Raw genomic sequence first — 17,329 nt, forward strand, 5'->3', positions numbered from 1 at the left:
TTAATGTATAATATAACTATAATTAAGTTAAGGAAAAGGAACTATATGTATGTCAAAGAACGTTAAATTTAAATTAATTAAAATTATAATAGCTTTAACTATTATAATATTTTTTAGCTTTATGTTAATAACATCTTATATTCATAAGTCAGTAGTAGCTGATGTTGAAATTGAGAGTATAATAAATGAAATACAATCAAATTCTAATTATGTACAAGCTAAAGATATAAATAGAACATTTTTAAATGCAATTGTTGCAATTGAAGATCATCGTTTCTATGAACATGGAGCAATAGATTTAATCTCTATAGCTCGTGCAACACTTATAAATATAAAAAACAAAGAAATTCTAGAAGGGGGAAGTACAATAACCCAACAGTTAGTGAAAAACGTCTTCCTAGATATGAATCAAACTTTTGAAAGAAAAATAAATGAAATCTTTTTGGCCTTTGAACTAGAAAAACTATATTCTAAAGAAGAAATCTTAGAACTATATGTTAATGTTGTTTATTATGGAGATGGTTATACAGGAATAAAAGCTGCTTGTAATGGATATTTTAATAAACAACCAAAGGATTTAACTGAAGATGAAGCAACTCTTTTAGCTGGCTTGCCACAAGCTCCAAGTTTATATGCTTTAAATAATAATTATGAAAGGGCACTTGACCGCCAACAAGAAGTTATAGAAGCATATAATAGATGGGTAGTTGCCTATTAAATTTTATATTATAAAAAATGTAAGCCTTTTGGATAAAATAATAAATTAAATCCAAAAGGCTTTATTTATAGGAGAATATTATGAGTTTTTTTATATTATATATTATATGGTGAATAGTTGTATTTATGATAAAAAGTAATTGTTTTAGGAGGGTATTAAATGTTAAATTCAATAAAAGATGCAGTATTTTATCACATTTATCCATTAGGCTTTTGCGGTGTTATTAATAATAAAAAGGAGTTATCATCAAATGTAGGATTTAATAAATTTGATGATAAATGGATAAATCATTTAAAAAATATGGGCATAAATGCAATTTATTTTGGACCTATATTTCAATCAAGCTATCATGGATATGATACAATAGATTATCTTAAACTAGATGATCGTTTAGGAACAAATAATGATTTTAAGGATATAGTATCTAAACTTCATGATAATAATATAAAAGTTATTATTGATGGTGTTTTTAATCATGTTGGTCGAGAATTTTGGGCATTTGTAGATGTTAAAAACAATGGTAGTAACTCAAAGTATTCCTCTTGGTTTAATATTAACTTTAATGGAAATAGTAATTATAATGATGGTTTTTATTATGAAGGCTGGGAAGGACACTATGATTTAGTTAAGCTAAACTTATATAATCAAGCTGTAAAAGATTATTTGCTTCAAGTTGTTGAAAAATGGATTGATTATTTTGATATTGATGGAATAAGACTTGATGTTGCATATTTATTAGAAAAAGATTTTATTAAACAATTAAGATTTACAACTAACAAGAAAAAAAACAATTTTTGGCTAATTGGCGAAATGATTCATGGTGATTATAATTCTATAGTTTCACCTGAAATGTTACATTCTGCAACAAACTATGAATTGTATAAAGGATTATATTCAGGGCATAATGATAAAAATTATTTTGAAATAGCTTATTCACTTAATAGACAATTTGGAGAGTATGGTATATATAAAAATTTAACCTTATATAATTTCGTTGATAATCATGATGTAAATAGAATAGCTACTATTGTAAATGATAAAAGATATCTAAAGAATATATATACCTTATTATTTACAATACCAGGAGTGCCATCAATATATTATGGTAGTGAATGGGGAATAGAAGGTGATAGAAGTATTACTGATCTTAACCTAAGACCACAACTTAATATAGATGAGTTTGATAAAAATGAAAATTCAAAACAACTTGAAAACTTTATTACAACTTTAATTTCTATAAGAAAAAATAATAAAGAACTTACTTATGGAGTATATAAAGAATTTCTTGTTAAAAATAAGCAATTTGTTTTTGGTCGATATTTAAATGATAATTGGATATTAATATTATTAAATCTTGATGATAAAGAAGAGTATATAGAACTTGATAATCCATTTAAAGATCAATCACTTGTAGATTTATTAGATGAAAATAATAAAGTTACAAGTGAAGGTAGTAGATTAAATATTAAAATGAAGCCATTTAGTAGTAAGATATTAAAGGGAATTTAAGTTATAAAATAAAAATTAACTCTCCTTATATTTAGAATAAGGAGAGTTAATTTTTTATTTTTAATTTATAAATTATTTAAATGAATAATTATCTATAATAAAAATTAAAGATAAAACAATAAATACTGACGTAACTGTAAATATTAATGGTCCTGCAATTGATGCAAGTAAGTTTAATACATATTGTGGATAAGGATAGTAAATAAGCTTTCCCACTATTTCCCTTATAGATGTAATAAATACTATATTTATAATAGTATACGTTACTTGTAATATAAATGCTTTTCTTGCATTAATTCTTATATTATTACTTCCAATACATAAAAAATAAACAATTAAAGGATATGCCCATATAATATAGCTTATATTATAAAAATAAAGCAAACAAATAGGAAAAATATAAAGTGAAATTACTATAGTATTTTCATTTATATGCATATTAATTAGTTTATTTTCTTTATACCACATTCCCGTAAAAACCCCTCCACATTATAAATAGTATATAATAATATATTCGTTGTATCATTCAGCTAGAATTTTTATGAAAACAATAACAAAAGATTTGTTAAAAATTCTCATATTAAGATGTTGACATTAAAATATAAATGAGTAAAATTAATTATATAAGGTTAGCACTCATCTGTATAGAGTGCTAACAACAAAAAAATATAAATGTTATTAAGGAGAGAGTTTTATGGAAACAAAACAATTTAAAGCAGAATCTAAAAGACTATTAGATTTAATGATTAATTCAATTTACACACATAGAGAAATCTTTCTAAGAGAGCTTATCTCTAATGCTAGTGATGCTATTGATAAGATATATTATAAATCTTTAGGGGATGACACTATAAACTTTAATAAAGATGACTTTTTTATTAAGGTTTCTATAGATAAGGATAATAGAATAATTAAAATAAGTGATACTGGAATTGGAATGAATAAAGAGGAGTTAGATGATAACTTAGGAGTTATTGCTAAAAGTGGTTCTCTTCAATTTAAAAAAGAAAATGAAATTAAAGATGGTTGTGACATAATAGGTCAATTTGGTGTAGGATTTTATTCATCATTTTTAATAGCAGATAAAGTAACTGTAATCACTAAAGCTTTTGGAAATAATGAAGCTTATAAATGGGAATCTACTGGTGTTGAAGGTTATACAATAGAACCATGTACTAAAGATACAGTAGGTACTGATATTATATTACATGTAAAAGAAAATACAGATGATGAAAATTTTGATGAGTATTTAAATGAATATAAAATAAAATCTTTAATTAAAAAATATTCAGACTTTATTAGATATCCAATTAAAATGGATATAACTGAAAGAAAGCTTAAAGAAGGAACTGAAAATGATTATGAAGACTACATAGAAGAAAAAGTAGTTAATAGTATGGTTCCTATTTGGAGAAAAAATAAAAATGAATTAACTATAGAAGATTATAATAATTTCTATAAAGAAAAGCATTATGGATTTGATAATCCCTTAAAACATATTCATTTAAGTGTTGATGGAACTGTAAGCTATAATGCAATATTATATATTCCTGAAAACATGCCTTATGATTTCTATACTAAGGAATATGAAAAGGGGTTAGAACTATATTCAAATGGTGTTATGATTATGAATAAATGTTCTGATCTTTTACCAGACTATTTTGGATTTGTAAAAGGAATAGTTGATTCTGAAGATTTATCTTTAAATATTTCTAGAGAAATCCTTCAACATGATAGACAATTAAGATTTATTGCTAAAAATATAAAAAATAAAATTAAAAGCGAACTAGAAAAAATGCTTAAAAATGAAAGAGAAAGTTATGAGAAATTCTATAAAGCATTTGGAAGAACTTTAAAATTTGGTGTATATGATAATTTTGGAGCTGAAAAGGAAGTTCTTCAAGATTTACTAATGTTCTATTCATCAAAAGAAAAGAAGATGGTTACATTAGATGAATATATTACAAGGATGAGCGAAGAACAAAAATATATTTACTATGCTGTTGGTGAATCTATTGATAGAATTGAAAAAATGCCACAAACTGAGGTTTTATTAGATAAAGGATATGAAATCTTATATTTCACAGATGATATCGATGAATTTGCTATAAAAATGTTAATGAAATATAAAGAAAAAGAATTTAGATCTGTTTCTAGCAGTGATTTAGGCATAGAAAATAATTATGATGACAATAAAGAGGAAGAAAATAATGCAGAGAATAACTCATTATTTGATGCTATGAAGGAAATATTAAACGGTAAGATAAGCGTTGTTAAAGCATCTAAGAAACTTAAAAATCATCCTGTTTGTTTATCAAATGAAGGTGATCTTTCAATTGAAATGGAAAAAGTATTAAATTCAATGCCTAATAATCAAGATGTAAAGGCTCAAAAGGTATTAGAAATTAATATTCATCATGATATATTTAACTCATTAAAAGATGCATATGAGAATGATAAAGATAAATTAAACTTATATACTAATCTTTTATATAATCAAGCATTATTAATAGAAGGTTTATCAATATCAGATCCTGTTGAGTTTACTAATAATATTTGTAAATTAATGAAATAATTTCACATTTAATAATAAAAATATAAAATCCCTAATATAAATGTAGAATATACATCTATATTAGGGATTACTTAATTTATATAAAGTTTTAATAATTATTCATATTTAAACTTTACAATAATTTCTTTAATTTCACCCTTTGAATTTTTTCTAATTGAAAAATTCTTAATATCTTTGAATTCATTTTCTAATTGGAATGAAAGCTCATTAATAGTTGCTTTACACTTCTTTGATAAATCGTTATCCTCTACAATAACAAATCTTGACTTTTTACAAGTTGTCTCATTTTGTAAATCATCTATTATTACATAATATTCAGAAGTTTCTTCAATTACATAATACTCCTTATTTACAGTTAAACTAGCACATAAATTATTATTTATACATCTTAAAATCATGATAATTTCCTCCCTACCCTTTTTCTTCATTATAAATCATAATTTAGAAAATTTAAATAGTAACTTTACATAAATTTAACATGCTTTTTTAGTAAAAAAATCTATTATTTCATAAATATATTTTACAAAGATACCTCGAATCCTGTATAATCAACAGTGCTAAATAAATTTATTTATATTTTATAAATCTAAAGAAAAAACTTTTATCAATAATACTGGAGGGAAATACATGGAAATAAAGGATAGGGGATTAAATGAAAAAATTAATCAACTAAAAAAAGGCTTAGAAATAATTGGTGGAAAATCAGTTTTATTATGTGATGATAACAGTGAGATTCTAAATTATATTATAGAAAAAGCTTTTAATGATGGAATTGTTAAATTTAATATAAATAATACTGAATATACTATTAATGAATTAATTAAATGTAAACAAGCTTATGAAATTCATTTTCTAAAAAACAAATTAACAACCCTTAATTCAATTGTATATAAAATAAAAAAGTATGATACATCATTAGACTGTTTAATAAGAAAATATAAAAAGAGTAAATCATTAGAAGAGTATAATGAAATTACTAATAAAATTAAAAAAACTTATAGACTTGATATTAACAAAATAGTATTAAATAGTATTAATACTGAAATTTTAGATAAGTTAAGTTTAGAAGAGCAAGAAGTTTTTTATGGTGAATACTTAACTCAAAAAAGAAAACAAATAATTGATGGTGTTATTAGTAAAATGGGGATAGTTTAATATTAAACTATCCTTTTTATACACCTTCATTATTAAAATCAGGTACAAATTCTTTAGAATTAGTTCCAGATTCTTGTATAAAACCATTTTTTATACCTATAGAAAGAGCATAATCTATTAAGACATCATAAGTTTTTTCATTAATAGATTTATTTATTTCTGGGTACATTTTAGCATTGTGCATAGGAGTATATTGATTCATTAAAGAAATATATACATTATCTCCAAAATTATTATAAATTGCATCAACAACTTTTTTGGAGTCAAACAATAATCCTGGTAATAATAAATGTCTTACAATAACCCCTTTTTCAATAATACCATCTTTATTAAATTTAGGAGCACCTACCTGTTTTATCATTTCATCAATAACATCAATAACATTTTTAGAATATCCTTTTATTTTTGAATATTTCATAGAATACTTATCTTCAAAATATTTAAAATCAGGTAAATAAACATCTATATATCCATTTAAAGCTTTTATTGTATCCAATGTATCAATTGAATTAGTATTATATACTATAGGTAAATCTAGTCCATTATTTTTTGCTATTTTTAATGCTTCTATAATTTGTGGAACAAAATGAGTTGGTGTAACTAAATTAATATTATTTGCACCTTTTTCCTGTAGCTCTATAAATATATCAGCTAATCTATCAATAGTTATTTCTTTTCCAAAGCCTTCACTTGATATTTCGTAATTTTGGCAAAAAACACATTTCAAATTACAATTTGAAAAGAATACAGTTCCAGATCCATTTTCACCTGAAATGCATGGTTCCTCCCAAAAATGAAGGGCAGCTCTTGCAATTCGTATATTATTAGTACTATTACAAAGACCCTTTACCCCTTTATTTCTATTTACATTACAATTTCTCATACATAAATTACACTTTTCTAACAATTTCATATAATCCATATAAACACCTCGCAGAAATTAGTATAACAGTATATATTCCATTAATCAATTTAAGGTAACATATAGTTATTTTAAGTCAATTGTGGTATAATTGTAGCATAATGAAAATTCGAGAGGTGCAAAATGAATACGGTAACGGTTATAATAAATGGTGTAGAATATAATTTAAGAGGAAAAGAAGACGAAAGATATTTATCTGATGTTGCCGCTTATGTAGATACTAAAATAAGAGAAATTTCAGGAAGTAATAAAAAGTTAAGTACAAGTTCTGCTGCAGTTCTTACAGCTGTTAATATTGCAGATGAGCTTTTTAAATGTGATTTAGAAATTGGAAATATCACCAAGAAAAAAAATTCTCTTGAAGAACGTCATTTAACATTAAAAGAAAGATTAAGAGAACTTAAAGTTGAAATAGACGAGACTGCAAAAGCAAGGACATCAGAAGTTGAATCTCTAAAATCTATTATATTCGATATGGAAACAAAATTAAAAGAGTTGGAAAGTTTTAAACTATTAAGTGAAGAATTAACTGAAAAAGTAAAAGCTTTAACTGAAATAAATAATAATAATGAATTACAAGTTTCAGAATTAAATAAAGAATTATCAGAATTACAAGATAAAAATCAACAGCTTGAAACTACACTTAGAAACTGTAATGATGAATTAAATAACAGAGTTTTAAGTTCAGAATATGAAAAAGTAGTGGAAAAGCTAGAGAAAACACAAAAAATAAATCTTATATTAAGTGATGAAAATGATGATTTAAAAGAAAAAGTATCATCATATCATAGTCAAGTTAATAATTATTCTGTTGAGAATTCTGAATTAAAAGAAAATGAAATTAAATTAAAAGAAATAGTTAAATTTAAAGAAGCAGAATTAGAAGAATTTAAAGTATCAAATACACAACAAATTTTAGAAGAAAAAAATTCTTTCGAGAAAAAAATTACTACATTAGAATCTGAGTTAAAAGATGCCTTAAGTAAAAAAGAAACTTATAGATTGCGTAATAAAGATATTAATTTTCAATTACAAAACTACAAGTATAAAGTTTTAGATTTAGAAAAAAAACTTATGGATAGTCAATTTAAATTAGCTGTAGAAAAAAGAGATAAAAATCCTTTATTAAGATAAGTCTGTTCATCCTTGAACGGACTTATCTTAATTACTATAGAAAAACAATAATAATTATGATATAACAATAAGTAGCTATAATGGTTATACTATAACAGTTAAATCATTATATATTTTGAACAAAAGATTACATTAACTTAATAAATTTAGGAGAGATTTTTATGAATAAAATAGAAGTTCTTGCACCAGCAGGAAGTATGGAAAGCTTGTATGCTGCTATAAATAAAGGAGCAGATGCGGTTTACCTTGGTGGGAACAAATTTTCTGCTAGAGCATATGCATCAAATTTTGATAATGAAAATATGCAAAAAGCTATTGATTATGCGCATAGTTATGGTGTTAAGATTTATGTAACAATAAATACAATACTAAAAGAAAATGAAATTGAAGAGGCTGTTAGATATGTTGGCTATTTATATGAAATAGGTGCTGACGCTCTTATAATTCAAGACTTAGGTCTTTTTAAAAGAATTAAAGAAGAGTATCCTGATTTAGAGCTTCATGCTTCAACACAAATGACAATTCATAATGGAGCAGCAGCTATATATTTTAAAGAAAAAGGCTTTCATAGATTAGTTTTATCTAGAGAGATGACAATTGATGAAATTAAGCATATCTCATCAGATTTAATGATAGAAACCGAAATGTTTGTCCACGGGGCAATTTGTGTTAGCTACTCTGGCCAATGTCTTATGAGTTCAATAATAGGTGGAAGAAGTGGTAATAGAGGACGATGTGCTCAACCATGTAGAATGGAATATACATTAAAAGGTGAAAAATCCGGTGAACAAAAAGGTCATTTATTAAGTCCAAAGGATATGTGTACTATAGATGATGTTAATGACATAGTTGAAAGTGGTACTCATTCATTAAAAATTGAAGGTAGAATGAAAAGACCAGAATATGTAGCTGGAGTTGTAGATAATTATAGAAAAGCTGTAGATAAAGTTCTATTTAAGAAAAAATACAATGTACAGGAGGGTAAAGGTCAATTACTTCAATTATTTAATAGAAGTGGCTTTACTAATGCATATTTAAAAGGTAATACTGGTAAAGATATGATGAGTTTTAACTCACCTAAAAATGCTGGTGTTCCATTAGGAATAGTAGAGAAATCTGGTGAAATCAAACTTAAAGAAAGCTTAGCTTTAGGAGATGGTGTTAGATATAGAGATAAGGGATTTTCAGTAAGTAAAATTCTTTTAAATGGTAAAGAAGTTTCAGCTGCCAAAAGAGGTGATGTTGTTAAACTGTTCCCTATAGATTATAAAAAAGGTGATGAATTATTTAAAAGCTTAAACAAGCAATTATTTGATGAGTTAGAGGCTTATATTAAGCCTTATAATAAAAAAATATCTCTAAATGCAAAAGTTAAGTTCATTGTTGATGCTCCTATAGAATTAAGTATAGTACATAATAATAAAGAATACATCTTTACTGGTGAAATTGTACAGAAGGCAGAAAAAAGACCTTTAGATAAAGAAAGAATTGAAGAAGCATTAAAAAAATCTGGTGAAATTCCATATAAACTAGACTTAATTGAATTCACTGATTTTGAAAATGGCTTCTTACGTATTGCTGATTTAAATAACTTAAGAAGAGATGCACTAGAAAGCATTGCTAAAAGTATTTGTAAAGAAGCTAGAAGAAAACGTCCTAAAAAAGAAGATAAAACTAATTCTGATTTAATTAGAAATACTCTTGAAATGCCAGAAATATATAGTTGTATAACAAAAGATCAACTTAAAGCATTATTAGATTCTAATGTAAAAGATATAGCATTTGATATATTTAGTAGAGAATTAGGTGCACTTAGAGCTTCTGATATAATTGATACATTTGAAAAGGTAAATGGTGAAGTAAATCTATACATTAAAACATCTTCTATAATAAAAGGTGAATTTGATAAAGTATGTAAATTTATAGATAAAGTAAAACCTTATATAAAAGGAATAATAACATCTAATGTAGGATTAATTAATGTATATAAAGATTCTATTTTAATTATTGGTGATTATAAGCTTAATATAATGAACTCTCAAAGTTTAGAGTTTTATCAAAGAGAAATTGCAATTCCAACATTAAGTATGGAATTAAATAGATCAGAAATTAAAGAAATACTACGTAAAAATAAAGGTAATAATGCCTATGTTATTTATGGTAAGCCAGAACTTATGATTAGTGAGTACTGTCCAATTGGAAGTACCTTTGGTGGTAGAAAAACTAATGTGGAATGTAATGCAATATGTACTAGAGATAAGTTTACGCTTATAGATAGAGTTAATGAAAGAAATAGAGTAATGACTGATTTATTCTGTAGAAGTTATATTTTAAATCCAGTACCATTAAATTTATTTGATGAAGTAAATACTTTAAAGGAAATTGGAGTTAAAACATTTAGATTTGATTTTAGAGATGAAAGTTATGATGAAGTAAAGAAAGTAATTACTATGTATAAAAATAATAAAGAATATGATAAGAGTAATTATACTAAAGGTCAATTTAGAAGAGGAATAGAATAGGGGGGCAATAATGAAAATATTAAATATTTTGGTATTAATTGCTGTATTTGTATTTGGTATTTTTCAAATGCAAAAATCGTCGTCTATATTAAAAACAGATTGGTTCAAAAGCTTATCTTATAATGAAAAGCTTGAAACAACATCAAAAGTAAAAGGAAATTGGAAAACTAGTATAATTCTACTTGCTATATTAGTTTGTGAAATGTTAATTTTAATTTCTTCTTTTATTGGGAAAACTCATTATTATGAAAATATTATTAATATTTCAATATTAATTGTAAGTGGTGTAGTAGCAATTTTCTTAGTTATTAATAATCAAAAACTATCAAAAGATATAAAAAAATAGCGTTTATATAGGAGAAATTTATGAAGGAAAGAACTTTACGAATTTTAGAGTTTAATAAAGTAAAAAATAAACTTAGAAGCTATGCTGTAACTAGTGGTGGAAAAGAGCTCATTGATGCTCTTTCTCCATATAAGTCTATTTATGAAGTTGAAAATAAATTAGAAGAAACTAATGAGGCTTTAGATATACTGATAAAGAAGGGCATACCTCCTTTTGAGGGATTACATGAAACTAAAGAAGAACTTGAAAGAGCGGGTAAGGGTGGAACATTAAATCCTGGACAATTAATGAAGATTGGGGCTATGCTTAGATGCTCTAGAAGGTTTAAAGAATATATTTCAAGAAAAGAAGAGGAAGTTGGCTATAGACATCTTGAAGATTTAGCATCTATTTTAGTTCCTCTAAAAAATCTTGAAAATGAAATTGACTCTGCAATTATTTCAGAAGATGAAATAAGCGACAAAGCCAGTGGCACTTTATATAATATAAGAAGAAGCTTAAAAGAAAAGAATTCTTCTGTTAGAGAAAAAATTAACTCAATTGTTAGATCAAATTCAAAATACTTACAAGATTCTCTTTATACAATGAGAGGAGATAGATATGTAATACCAGTTAAAGCAGAATATAAAGGAGCTGTACCTGGGCTTGTACATGACCAAAGTTCTACTGGTGCAACTCTTTTTATAGAGCCAATAAGCTTAGTTAATTTAAATAATGAAATTAAAGAGTTGATGCTTAAAGAAAAAGCTGAAATAGAAAGAATACTAAGTGAGCTTTCTGAAAAAGTTCATGATAATATTGATATTTTAAGAAGTAATTCTAATATTTTAAGGGAATTAGACTTTATATTTGCTAAAGGTAAATATGCATCTTCACTAAATGCAATAAAGCCTAATGTTAGAAATGATAGAAGCTTTGATATATTAGGAGGAAAGCATCCATTAATAGATCCTAAAGTAGTTGTTCCTTCTGATATTTATTTAGGTAAGGATTTTAATACCTTAATGATTACAGGACCTAATACCGGTGGTAAAACTGTAACATTAAAAACTGTAGGCCTACTACATTTAATGGGATTAAGTGGATTACTAATTCCAGCTAAAGATAGTTCATCAATTGGCTTCTTTAGAGATATCTTTGCAGATATAGGGGATGAACAAAGTATAGAACAATCTCTATCAACTTTCTCATCACATATGACTAATATAGTGTCAATTTTAGAAGAGGCTTCTTTTGATTCACTAGTATTATTTGATGAATTAGGTTCTGGAACTGATCCTACTGAAGGTGCTGCATTGGCAGTTGCAATTATAGAAACTTTAAATAAAAGAGGAGCTAGAATTATAGCAACAACACATTATAGTGAATTAAAAGGATATGCATTAAAAACTCCTGGAGTTGAAAATGCATCTGTTGAATTTGATGTGGAAACATTAAGACCTACCTATAGATTATTAATAGGTGTTCCTGGTAAATCTAATGCTTTTGAAATATCAAAAAGACTTGGTTTAAGTGAAGATGTTATAATTAAAGCTAAAGATTTTATGTCTGAAGAAAATCTACAATTTGAAGATTTAATTAGAGATCTTCAAGAAAAAAGTATAATTGCTAATCGTGATGCAAGAGAAGCCAAAAGAATCAAAGATGAGGCTGAAAATTTAAAAAAGAAATATGATGAAAAACTAAAGAAATTAGATACTGTTAGAGATAAAGTTTATGATGAAGCTCGTCAGGAAGCTAAACAAATTATTTCTAATGCCAAAGATGAAGCAGATGAAATTGTTAAAGCAATGCGTGAATTAGAAAAGATGGGAATATCTTCAGGTGGTAGAAATAGATTAGAAGAAGAAAGACGCAAACTTAAAGCTAGTCTTGAAGAAAAAGAAGCTGCTATGGTTAAATCAAGAGAAAACACTGGTGAAACAATTACTAAAGTTACTCTTGGTATGGAAGCATTTTTACCTTCTTTAAATCAAAGAGTAATAATTGTATCAACTCCAGATAATAAAGGAGAAGTGCAAGTAGAAGCTGGAATAATAAAAATTAATGTTAAATTAAAAGATTTAAGAAAAGTTCCAGAAGAACCAAAGAAAAAGGAAAAGAAAAAAAGAGAAGTTAAACTAAATATGAAATCTGTGGATAGTAGAATAGACTTAAGAGGAATGGATTCTGAAGAAGCTTGTTATAGAACAGATAAATATTTAGATGAAGCATACTTAGGAAACTTAGGTGAAGTTACAATAGTTCACGGTAAAGGAACAGGTATTTTAAGAAAAGCTATTAATGATATGTTAAAAAGACATCCTCACGTAAAATCATATAGACTTGGTGTATATGGAGAAGGTGGAGATGGAGTAACGATTGTAGAATTAAAATAGAGCTAAATTAATAAATTAAATTCATTTGAAACCCTTTCCCAGTATGCTATAATTAAAGCATACTAAGGAGGGGTTTTATGTATTTAATAAGCGCATGTTTATGTGGAGTAAATTGTAAATACAATGGTTTAAACAATTATAATGAAATATGTGATAATTTATTTGCTTCTGGAAAGGCAATATTAGTTTGTCCAGAACAATTAGGGGGACTGCCCACACCAAGAATACCAAGTGAAATTATAGGTAAGTCTTTAGATATATTAAATAATAATGGGTTAGTAATTGATAAAAACGGTAGAGACGTAACACCACAATTTATTAAAGGCGCACAAGAAACATTAAAAATTGCTAAAAAACTTAACATAACAAAGGCAATATTAAAAGAGGGTAGCCCATCATGTGGTGTTAATTATATATATGATGGTAATTTTAATGGAACTAAAATTAAAGGTATGGGATTAACAGCACAATTATTGAAAGAATCGTTTATAGATGTAGTAAGTGAAATTGAATTAGGAGGTAATATAAATGGGGATATTTGATTTTTTCAAGCGAAAAAAAGAAAATGAAGATAATATAGATTTAGAGGAAGCTTTAGAGATAAAAGAAATAAAAGAAGAAGAAAGTAATACTGTTACAAATAATGAAAATGATAGTTTTAATTATAATTTTGTAATAGATAATATTGAAGAGTTTCATAACATGGCAGAGCTTACACCTGAAGAATTAAAAACATTAATAACTGGTGAAATATTAAAGGTAGTTGATAAGTCTCAAAACTTTGATTCTATGGAGATATATGCAAAAGAAGCTGCAAAAGCAATAGGTATAGAAAATATAACAGCCTTAACAGAATATTTATATGGTGGGATTTCTAAACCAACTGCTTTAAAAGGAAGATATAATGGTTTAGGTGCATGGCCAAATGCTGTAAAAAATGCTGTATTAACTATACTATATTCATTTAATGAAAATAGTGTTGATGAATTATTAAAGATTTCTAATGATAAATCAAGCAATAGTATAAAAGCTGTAAATTTATTATGTAAAATGGCTGCTAAAGGCATTGAAGAAAATAAAATTATAGATTCTATTATTTATATAATGGAAAACTTCAGTGAAGAGAATATAATTTCAACACTAGGCTTTTTATCACAAGTTAAAAATAATGCAAAAGTTTTAAAAACGCTAGAAGTATATTTTAAAAAATATATTTACGATAATAATATTGAATCTGCATATGATGTTACATTAAGTATAATTAATAACGTAGGTACATTTACAAGAGAACAATTAATATTTTTAAAAGCAGTTGCTCTTAGCGATGAAGTGTTGGACTTATCTTTAATTTTAAAGAATGAAAAGGGTGAATTTGATTTATCTTCAGTAGCTGAAGACTTAAGACTTAAAGCTGCATTAAGTTTTTATTCTTTACACAATAAAGATGAAGAAATAAATAGTAAATTAGTATATTTAAGAGATAATTCTTTAAATATGGAACTTAGAAAATATTTAACAGAAATATTAAGTTAAAAATTTAGGAACAATGAATATATTATTCATTGTTCTTTTTTTATAAAAAAGTTGGAAAAGTATTGCTTTTAACACTTTAACGTGATAAAGTTTTAAATAAGAAAAGCGTTTTTGAATTTTTATATAAAGGGGATATATTTATGAATTACTGTAAATTAATAAAAAAAATAACTTTAGGGGTTAGTCTTTTATCGCTATCAATGGCTCTTATTAGTTGCTCAAAGGCATCTTCTTCAGAAGGTACATTAAAAAAAGATACACTTATAGTTGGTATGGATGATGCATTTGCTCCAATGGGATTTAAAGATGAAAGTGGTGAAATAACTGGATTCGATGTTGATTTAGCAAAAGAATTAGGTAAAAGGTTAAATAAAGAAATTGTTTTTCAACCAATTGACTGGACTATGAAAGAATCAGAATTAAAAGCAGGAAATATAGATTTTATATGGAATGGATATACAATCACAAATGAAAGAAAAAATAAAGTTGATTTTTCAGTTCCATATTTAAAAAACAAACAAGTAATAGTAACACTATCTGATAGTAGTATTAATTCAAAGTCGGACTTATACGGTAAAAAAGTTGGTGCACAAAGTGAGTCGCCAGCTGTTACTGCAATGGAAAAAGAAGAGGATTTATATAATAACTTTGCTGGAGGAAGTGCTGTTACTTTTGAAGATAATAATCAAGCATTAATGGATTTAGAAGCTGGTAGAATTGATGCTGTAGTAGCAGATGAAATCCTTGTAAGATACTATATAAGTTTAAAAGACGAAGATAAATTTAAAATATTGTCTGATAACTTTGGTGAAGAAGAATATGGTGTTGGTATTAGAAAAGGTGATACAGAAATGGTAGATGCTTTTAATAATGCTTATACTGAAATGCAACTAGATGGTACATTGAAAAAAATATCTGAAAAATGGTTTGGTGAAGATATTACTATTAAAGTTCAATAATTAAAAGAGAGGAGTAACTAACTTGGAAAATATAATGGCTGAAATTAATACACTTTTAAATTATATTCTTACTTTATTACCTCAAATTTTTGAAGGATTAAAGGTAACAATTGAACTATTTATTTTAACTTTAATACTATCTATACCATTAGGAATTATAGTAGCATTATGTAGATTATCAAAAATAAAGGTTATTAATAAATTAACAAGTTTTTATGTTTTAATAATTAGAGGAACTCCTCTTCTTTTACAAATAGTATTTATATTTTTTGGACTTCCTAGTCTAAATATTGTAATTGATAGATTCCCAGCTGCTATAATTGCATTTACATTAAACTATGGTGCTTATTTTGGAGAAATATTCAGAGCTGGAATATCTTCTATTGAATTCGGTCAATATGAAGCTTCTCACGTATTAGGATTATCAAAAAAAGATACATTTTTTAGAATAATACTTCCACAGGCATTTAAAAGAGTATTACCTCCGGTAGCAAACGAAGTAGTAACATTAGTAAAAGATACTGCTTTAGTATATGTTATAGGCTTAGATGATCTATTAAGAGTAGGTAAGATAGCTTGTAATAGAGATTCATCTTTATTACCATTAGTAGTTATTGGAATAGTTTATTTAATTCTTATAGGAATACTAACTAAATTATTAGACAAGCTCGAAAAAAAATATCAATACTATAATTAAGAGGTGAAATTATGCTAAAGGTTAGAGGATTAAAAAAATCATTTGGTGATACTACTGTATTGAAAGGTGTAAATTTAGATATTAATGAAGGAGAAATTACTGTAATAGTAGGTCCATCAGGAGGAGGTAAAACAACTTTACTTAGATCAATAACTGGCTTAGAAAAATGTGAAGAAGGTAGTATTGAGATTAATGGGAAACTATTCTTTAAAGATGGAAAATATGCAGATAAAAAATCAATTAATGATATTAGAAAAAATATTGGCCTTGTTTTTCAAAGCTTTAACCTTTTTCCTCATAAGTCTGTCATAGAAAATATTATTGAGGCTCCTATAAGAGTATTAGGTGAAAAAAAGGAAAATGCTATTAATAATGCAAAAGAAATTCTATCATTTTTAGGTTTAAAAGACAAAGCTAATAATTATCCTTGTGAATTATCAGGAGGACAAAAGCAAAGAGTAGCTATAGGTAGAGCCTTAGCATTAAATCCAAAGCTAATGTGCTTTGATGAGCCAACTTCAGCTTTAGATCCATCTTTAACTAAAGATATTGCAAACTTAATTAAAAGTTTAAGTAAAAATGGAATGTCTATGCTTATAATTACACATGATATGGAATTTGCTAAACTTGTTTCAAATAAAATTGTATCTATGGATTCTGGCATAATTATTGATAAGCATATTTATTGCAATAAAAGTGAAATGGCATAATAATAAGTTTTTTATAAATATTTTTTTAATATTATATGCTATTTATTATTAATTTAATAAGTAAATGATACTTTCGTTGCTAATGAACATATGTTCTTTAATCATATTTTTATTAAAAACTGTAATAATTTCCTCTTCTTTTTATAATACTAATAATATTAATTTTATAAG

The 17,329-nt window shown here is 25.7% G+C and carries 16 protein-coding genes; 13 read left to right on the top strand and 3 right to left on the bottom strand.

The window, feature by feature from the left end:
* The first annotated feature begins 49 nt into the window (after nt 1-49).
* Nucleotides 50-718 carry a biosynthetic peptidoglycan transglycosylase gene (locus HCG76_RS03285; protein WP_260458004.1) on the top strand — a complete coding sequence of 223 codons (669 nt, stop codon included), beginning with the start codon at nt 50-52 and terminating at the stop codon, nt 716-718.
* Between the two features lie 159 nt (nt 719-877).
* A complete protein-coding gene (locus HCG76_RS03290; protein WP_221698653.1) occupies nt 878-2,227 on the top strand; it encodes an alpha-amylase family glycosyl hydrolase in 1,350 nt (449 codons plus the stop codon).
* A gap of 72 nt (nt 2,228-2,299) precedes the next feature.
* On the opposite strand, the gene HCG76_RS03295 is transcribed toward HCG76_RS03290, so the two are convergent.
* On the bottom strand, nt 2,300-2,695 hold the full coding sequence (locus tag HCG76_RS03295) for a hypothetical protein (protein ID WP_221698652.1): 396 nt from the start codon (nt 2,693-2,695) through the stop codon (nt 2,300-2,302).
* A 226-nt stretch (nt 2,696-2,921) separates the two neighbouring features.
* On the opposite strand from HCG76_RS03295, the gene htpG reads away from it, so the two are divergent.
* Nucleotides 2,922-4,802, top strand: coding sequence for a molecular chaperone HtpG (gene htpG, locus HCG76_RS03300; protein WP_221698651.1), 1,881 nt, complete (start codon nt 2,922-2,924; stop codon nt 4,800-4,802).
* 95 nt (nt 4,803-4,897) lie between these two features.
* On the opposite strand, the gene HCG76_RS03305 is transcribed toward htpG, so the two are convergent.
* Entirely contained in the window at nt 4,898-5,200 is a 303-nt protein-coding gene (locus HCG76_RS03305; protein WP_195987853.1) for a hypothetical protein, read from the bottom strand.
* Nucleotides 5,201-5,429: 229 nt separating this feature from the next.
* On the opposite strand from HCG76_RS03305, the gene HCG76_RS03310 reads away from it, so the two are divergent.
* A complete protein-coding gene (locus HCG76_RS03310; protein WP_221698650.1) occupies nt 5,430-5,957 on the top strand; it encodes a hypothetical protein in 528 nt (175 codons plus the stop codon).
* A 16-nt stretch (nt 5,958-5,973) separates the two neighbouring features.
* Here HCG76_RS03310 and HCG76_RS03315 read toward each other — a convergent pair whose 3' ends face one another.
* Nucleotides 5,974-6,879, bottom strand: a complete 906-nt coding sequence (locus HCG76_RS03315; protein WP_221698649.1) for a radical SAM protein — start codon at nt 6,877-6,879, stop codon at nt 5,974-5,976.
* 123 nt (nt 6,880-7,002) lie between these two features.
* Between HCG76_RS03315 and zapA the strand changes: the two genes are divergently transcribed.
* The 9 genes from zapA (at nt 7,003) to HCG76_RS03360 (ending at nt 17,158) form a co-directional block, all read left to right on the top strand.
* Nucleotides 7,003-8,013 (top strand): cell division protein ZapA, encoded by a 1,011-nt coding sequence (gene zapA, locus HCG76_RS03320; RefSeq protein ID WP_221698648.1) that lies wholly within the window; start codon nt 7,003-7,005, stop codon nt 8,011-8,013.
* Nucleotides 8,014-8,174: 161 nt separating this feature from the next.
* Nucleotides 8,175-10,535, top strand: coding sequence for a U32 family peptidase (locus tag HCG76_RS03325; protein WP_221698647.1), 2,361 nt, complete (start codon nt 8,175-8,177; stop codon nt 10,533-10,535).
* A 10-nt stretch (nt 10,536-10,545) separates the two neighbouring features.
* On the top strand, nt 10,546-10,881 hold the full coding sequence (locus HCG76_RS03330) for a hypothetical protein (RefSeq protein WP_221698646.1): 336 nt from the start codon (nt 10,546-10,548) through the stop codon (nt 10,879-10,881).
* 20 nt (nt 10,882-10,901) lie between these two features.
* A complete protein-coding gene (locus tag HCG76_RS03335) occupies nt 10,902-13,259 on the top strand; it encodes an endonuclease MutS2 (protein WP_221698645.1) in 2,358 nt (785 codons plus the stop codon).
* Nucleotides 13,260-13,336: 77 nt separating this feature from the next.
* Nucleotides 13,337-13,801 (top strand): DUF523 domain-containing protein, encoded by a 465-nt coding sequence (locus tag HCG76_RS03340; RefSeq protein WP_221698644.1) that lies wholly within the window; start codon nt 13,337-13,339, stop codon nt 13,799-13,801.
* Nucleotides 13,788-14,792 carry a hypothetical protein gene (locus HCG76_RS03345; RefSeq protein WP_221698643.1) on the top strand — a complete coding sequence of 335 codons (1,005 nt, stop codon included), beginning with the start codon at nt 13,788-13,790 and terminating at the stop codon, nt 14,790-14,792. The genes HCG76_RS03340 and HCG76_RS03345 overlap by 14 nt, the downstream gene beginning before the upstream one ends.
* 140 nt (nt 14,793-14,932) lie before the next feature.
* Entirely contained in the window at nt 14,933-15,751 is an 819-nt protein-coding gene (locus HCG76_RS03350; RefSeq protein ID WP_221698642.1) for an amino acid ABC transporter substrate-binding protein, read from the top strand.
* 34 nt (nt 15,752-15,785) lie between these two features.
* Nucleotides 15,786-16,448 carry an amino acid ABC transporter permease gene (locus HCG76_RS03355; RefSeq protein ID WP_221698738.1) on the top strand — a complete coding sequence of 221 codons (663 nt, stop codon included), beginning with the start codon at nt 15,786-15,788 and terminating at the stop codon, nt 16,446-16,448.
* A gap of 11 nt (nt 16,449-16,459) precedes the next feature.
* Nucleotides 16,460-17,158, top strand: a complete 699-nt coding sequence (locus HCG76_RS03360; protein WP_221698641.1) for an amino acid ABC transporter ATP-binding protein — start codon at nt 16,460-16,462, stop codon at nt 17,156-17,158.
* The last annotated feature ends 171 nt before the right edge of the window (nt 17,159-17,329 follow it).

The organism is Clostridium sp. K13, assembly GCF_019734195.1.
In the GTDB taxonomy this organism is placed as follows: domain Bacteria; phylum Bacillota; class Clostridia; order Clostridiales; family Clostridiaceae; genus Clostridium.

Coding starts and splice junctions, on each gene's coding strand:
- HCG76_RS03285 (WP_260458004.1), top strand. CDS start 50: ATGTCAAAGAACGTTAAATTTAAATTAATTAAAATTATAATAGCTTTA.
- HCG76_RS03290 (WP_221698653.1), top strand. CDS start 878: ATGTTAAATTCAATAAAAGATGCAGTATTTTATCACATTTATCCATTA.
- HCG76_RS03295 (WP_221698652.1), bottom strand. CDS start 2,695: ATGTGGTATAAAGAAAATAAACTAATTAATATGCATATAAATGAAAAT.
- htpG (WP_221698651.1), top strand. CDS start 2,922: ATGGAAACAAAACAATTTAAAGCAGAATCTAAAAGACTATTAGATTTA.
- HCG76_RS03305 (WP_195987853.1), bottom strand. CDS start 5,200: ATGATTTTAAGATGTATAAATAATAATTTATGTGCTAGTTTAACTGTA.
- HCG76_RS03310 (WP_221698650.1), top strand. CDS start 5,430: ATGGAAATAAAGGATAGGGGATTAAATGAAAAAATTAATCAACTAAAA.
- HCG76_RS03315 (WP_221698649.1), bottom strand. CDS start 6,879: ATGGATTATATGAAATTGTTAGAAAAGTGTAATTTATGTATGAGAAAT.
- zapA (WP_221698648.1), top strand. CDS start 7,003: ATGAATACGGTAACGGTTATAATAAATGGTGTAGAATATAATTTAAGA.
- HCG76_RS03325 (WP_221698647.1), top strand. CDS start 8,175: ATGAATAAAATAGAAGTTCTTGCACCAGCAGGAAGTATGGAAAGCTTG.
- HCG76_RS03330 (WP_221698646.1), top strand. CDS start 10,546: ATGAAAATATTAAATATTTTGGTATTAATTGCTGTATTTGTATTTGGT.
- HCG76_RS03335 (WP_221698645.1), top strand. CDS start 10,902: ATGAAGGAAAGAACTTTACGAATTTTAGAGTTTAATAAAGTAAAAAAT.
- HCG76_RS03340 (WP_221698644.1), top strand. CDS start 13,337: ATGTATTTAATAAGCGCATGTTTATGTGGAGTAAATTGTAAATACAAT.
- HCG76_RS03345 (WP_221698643.1), top strand. CDS start 13,788: ATGGGGATATTTGATTTTTTCAAGCGAAAAAAAGAAAATGAAGATAAT.
- HCG76_RS03350 (WP_221698642.1), top strand. CDS start 14,933: ATGAATTACTGTAAATTAATAAAAAAAATAACTTTAGGGGTTAGTCTT.
- HCG76_RS03355 (WP_221698738.1), top strand. CDS start 15,786: ATGGCTGAAATTAATACACTTTTAAATTATATTCTTACTTTATTACCT.
- HCG76_RS03360 (WP_221698641.1), top strand. CDS start 16,460: ATGCTAAAGGTTAGAGGATTAAAAAAATCATTTGGTGATACTACTGTA.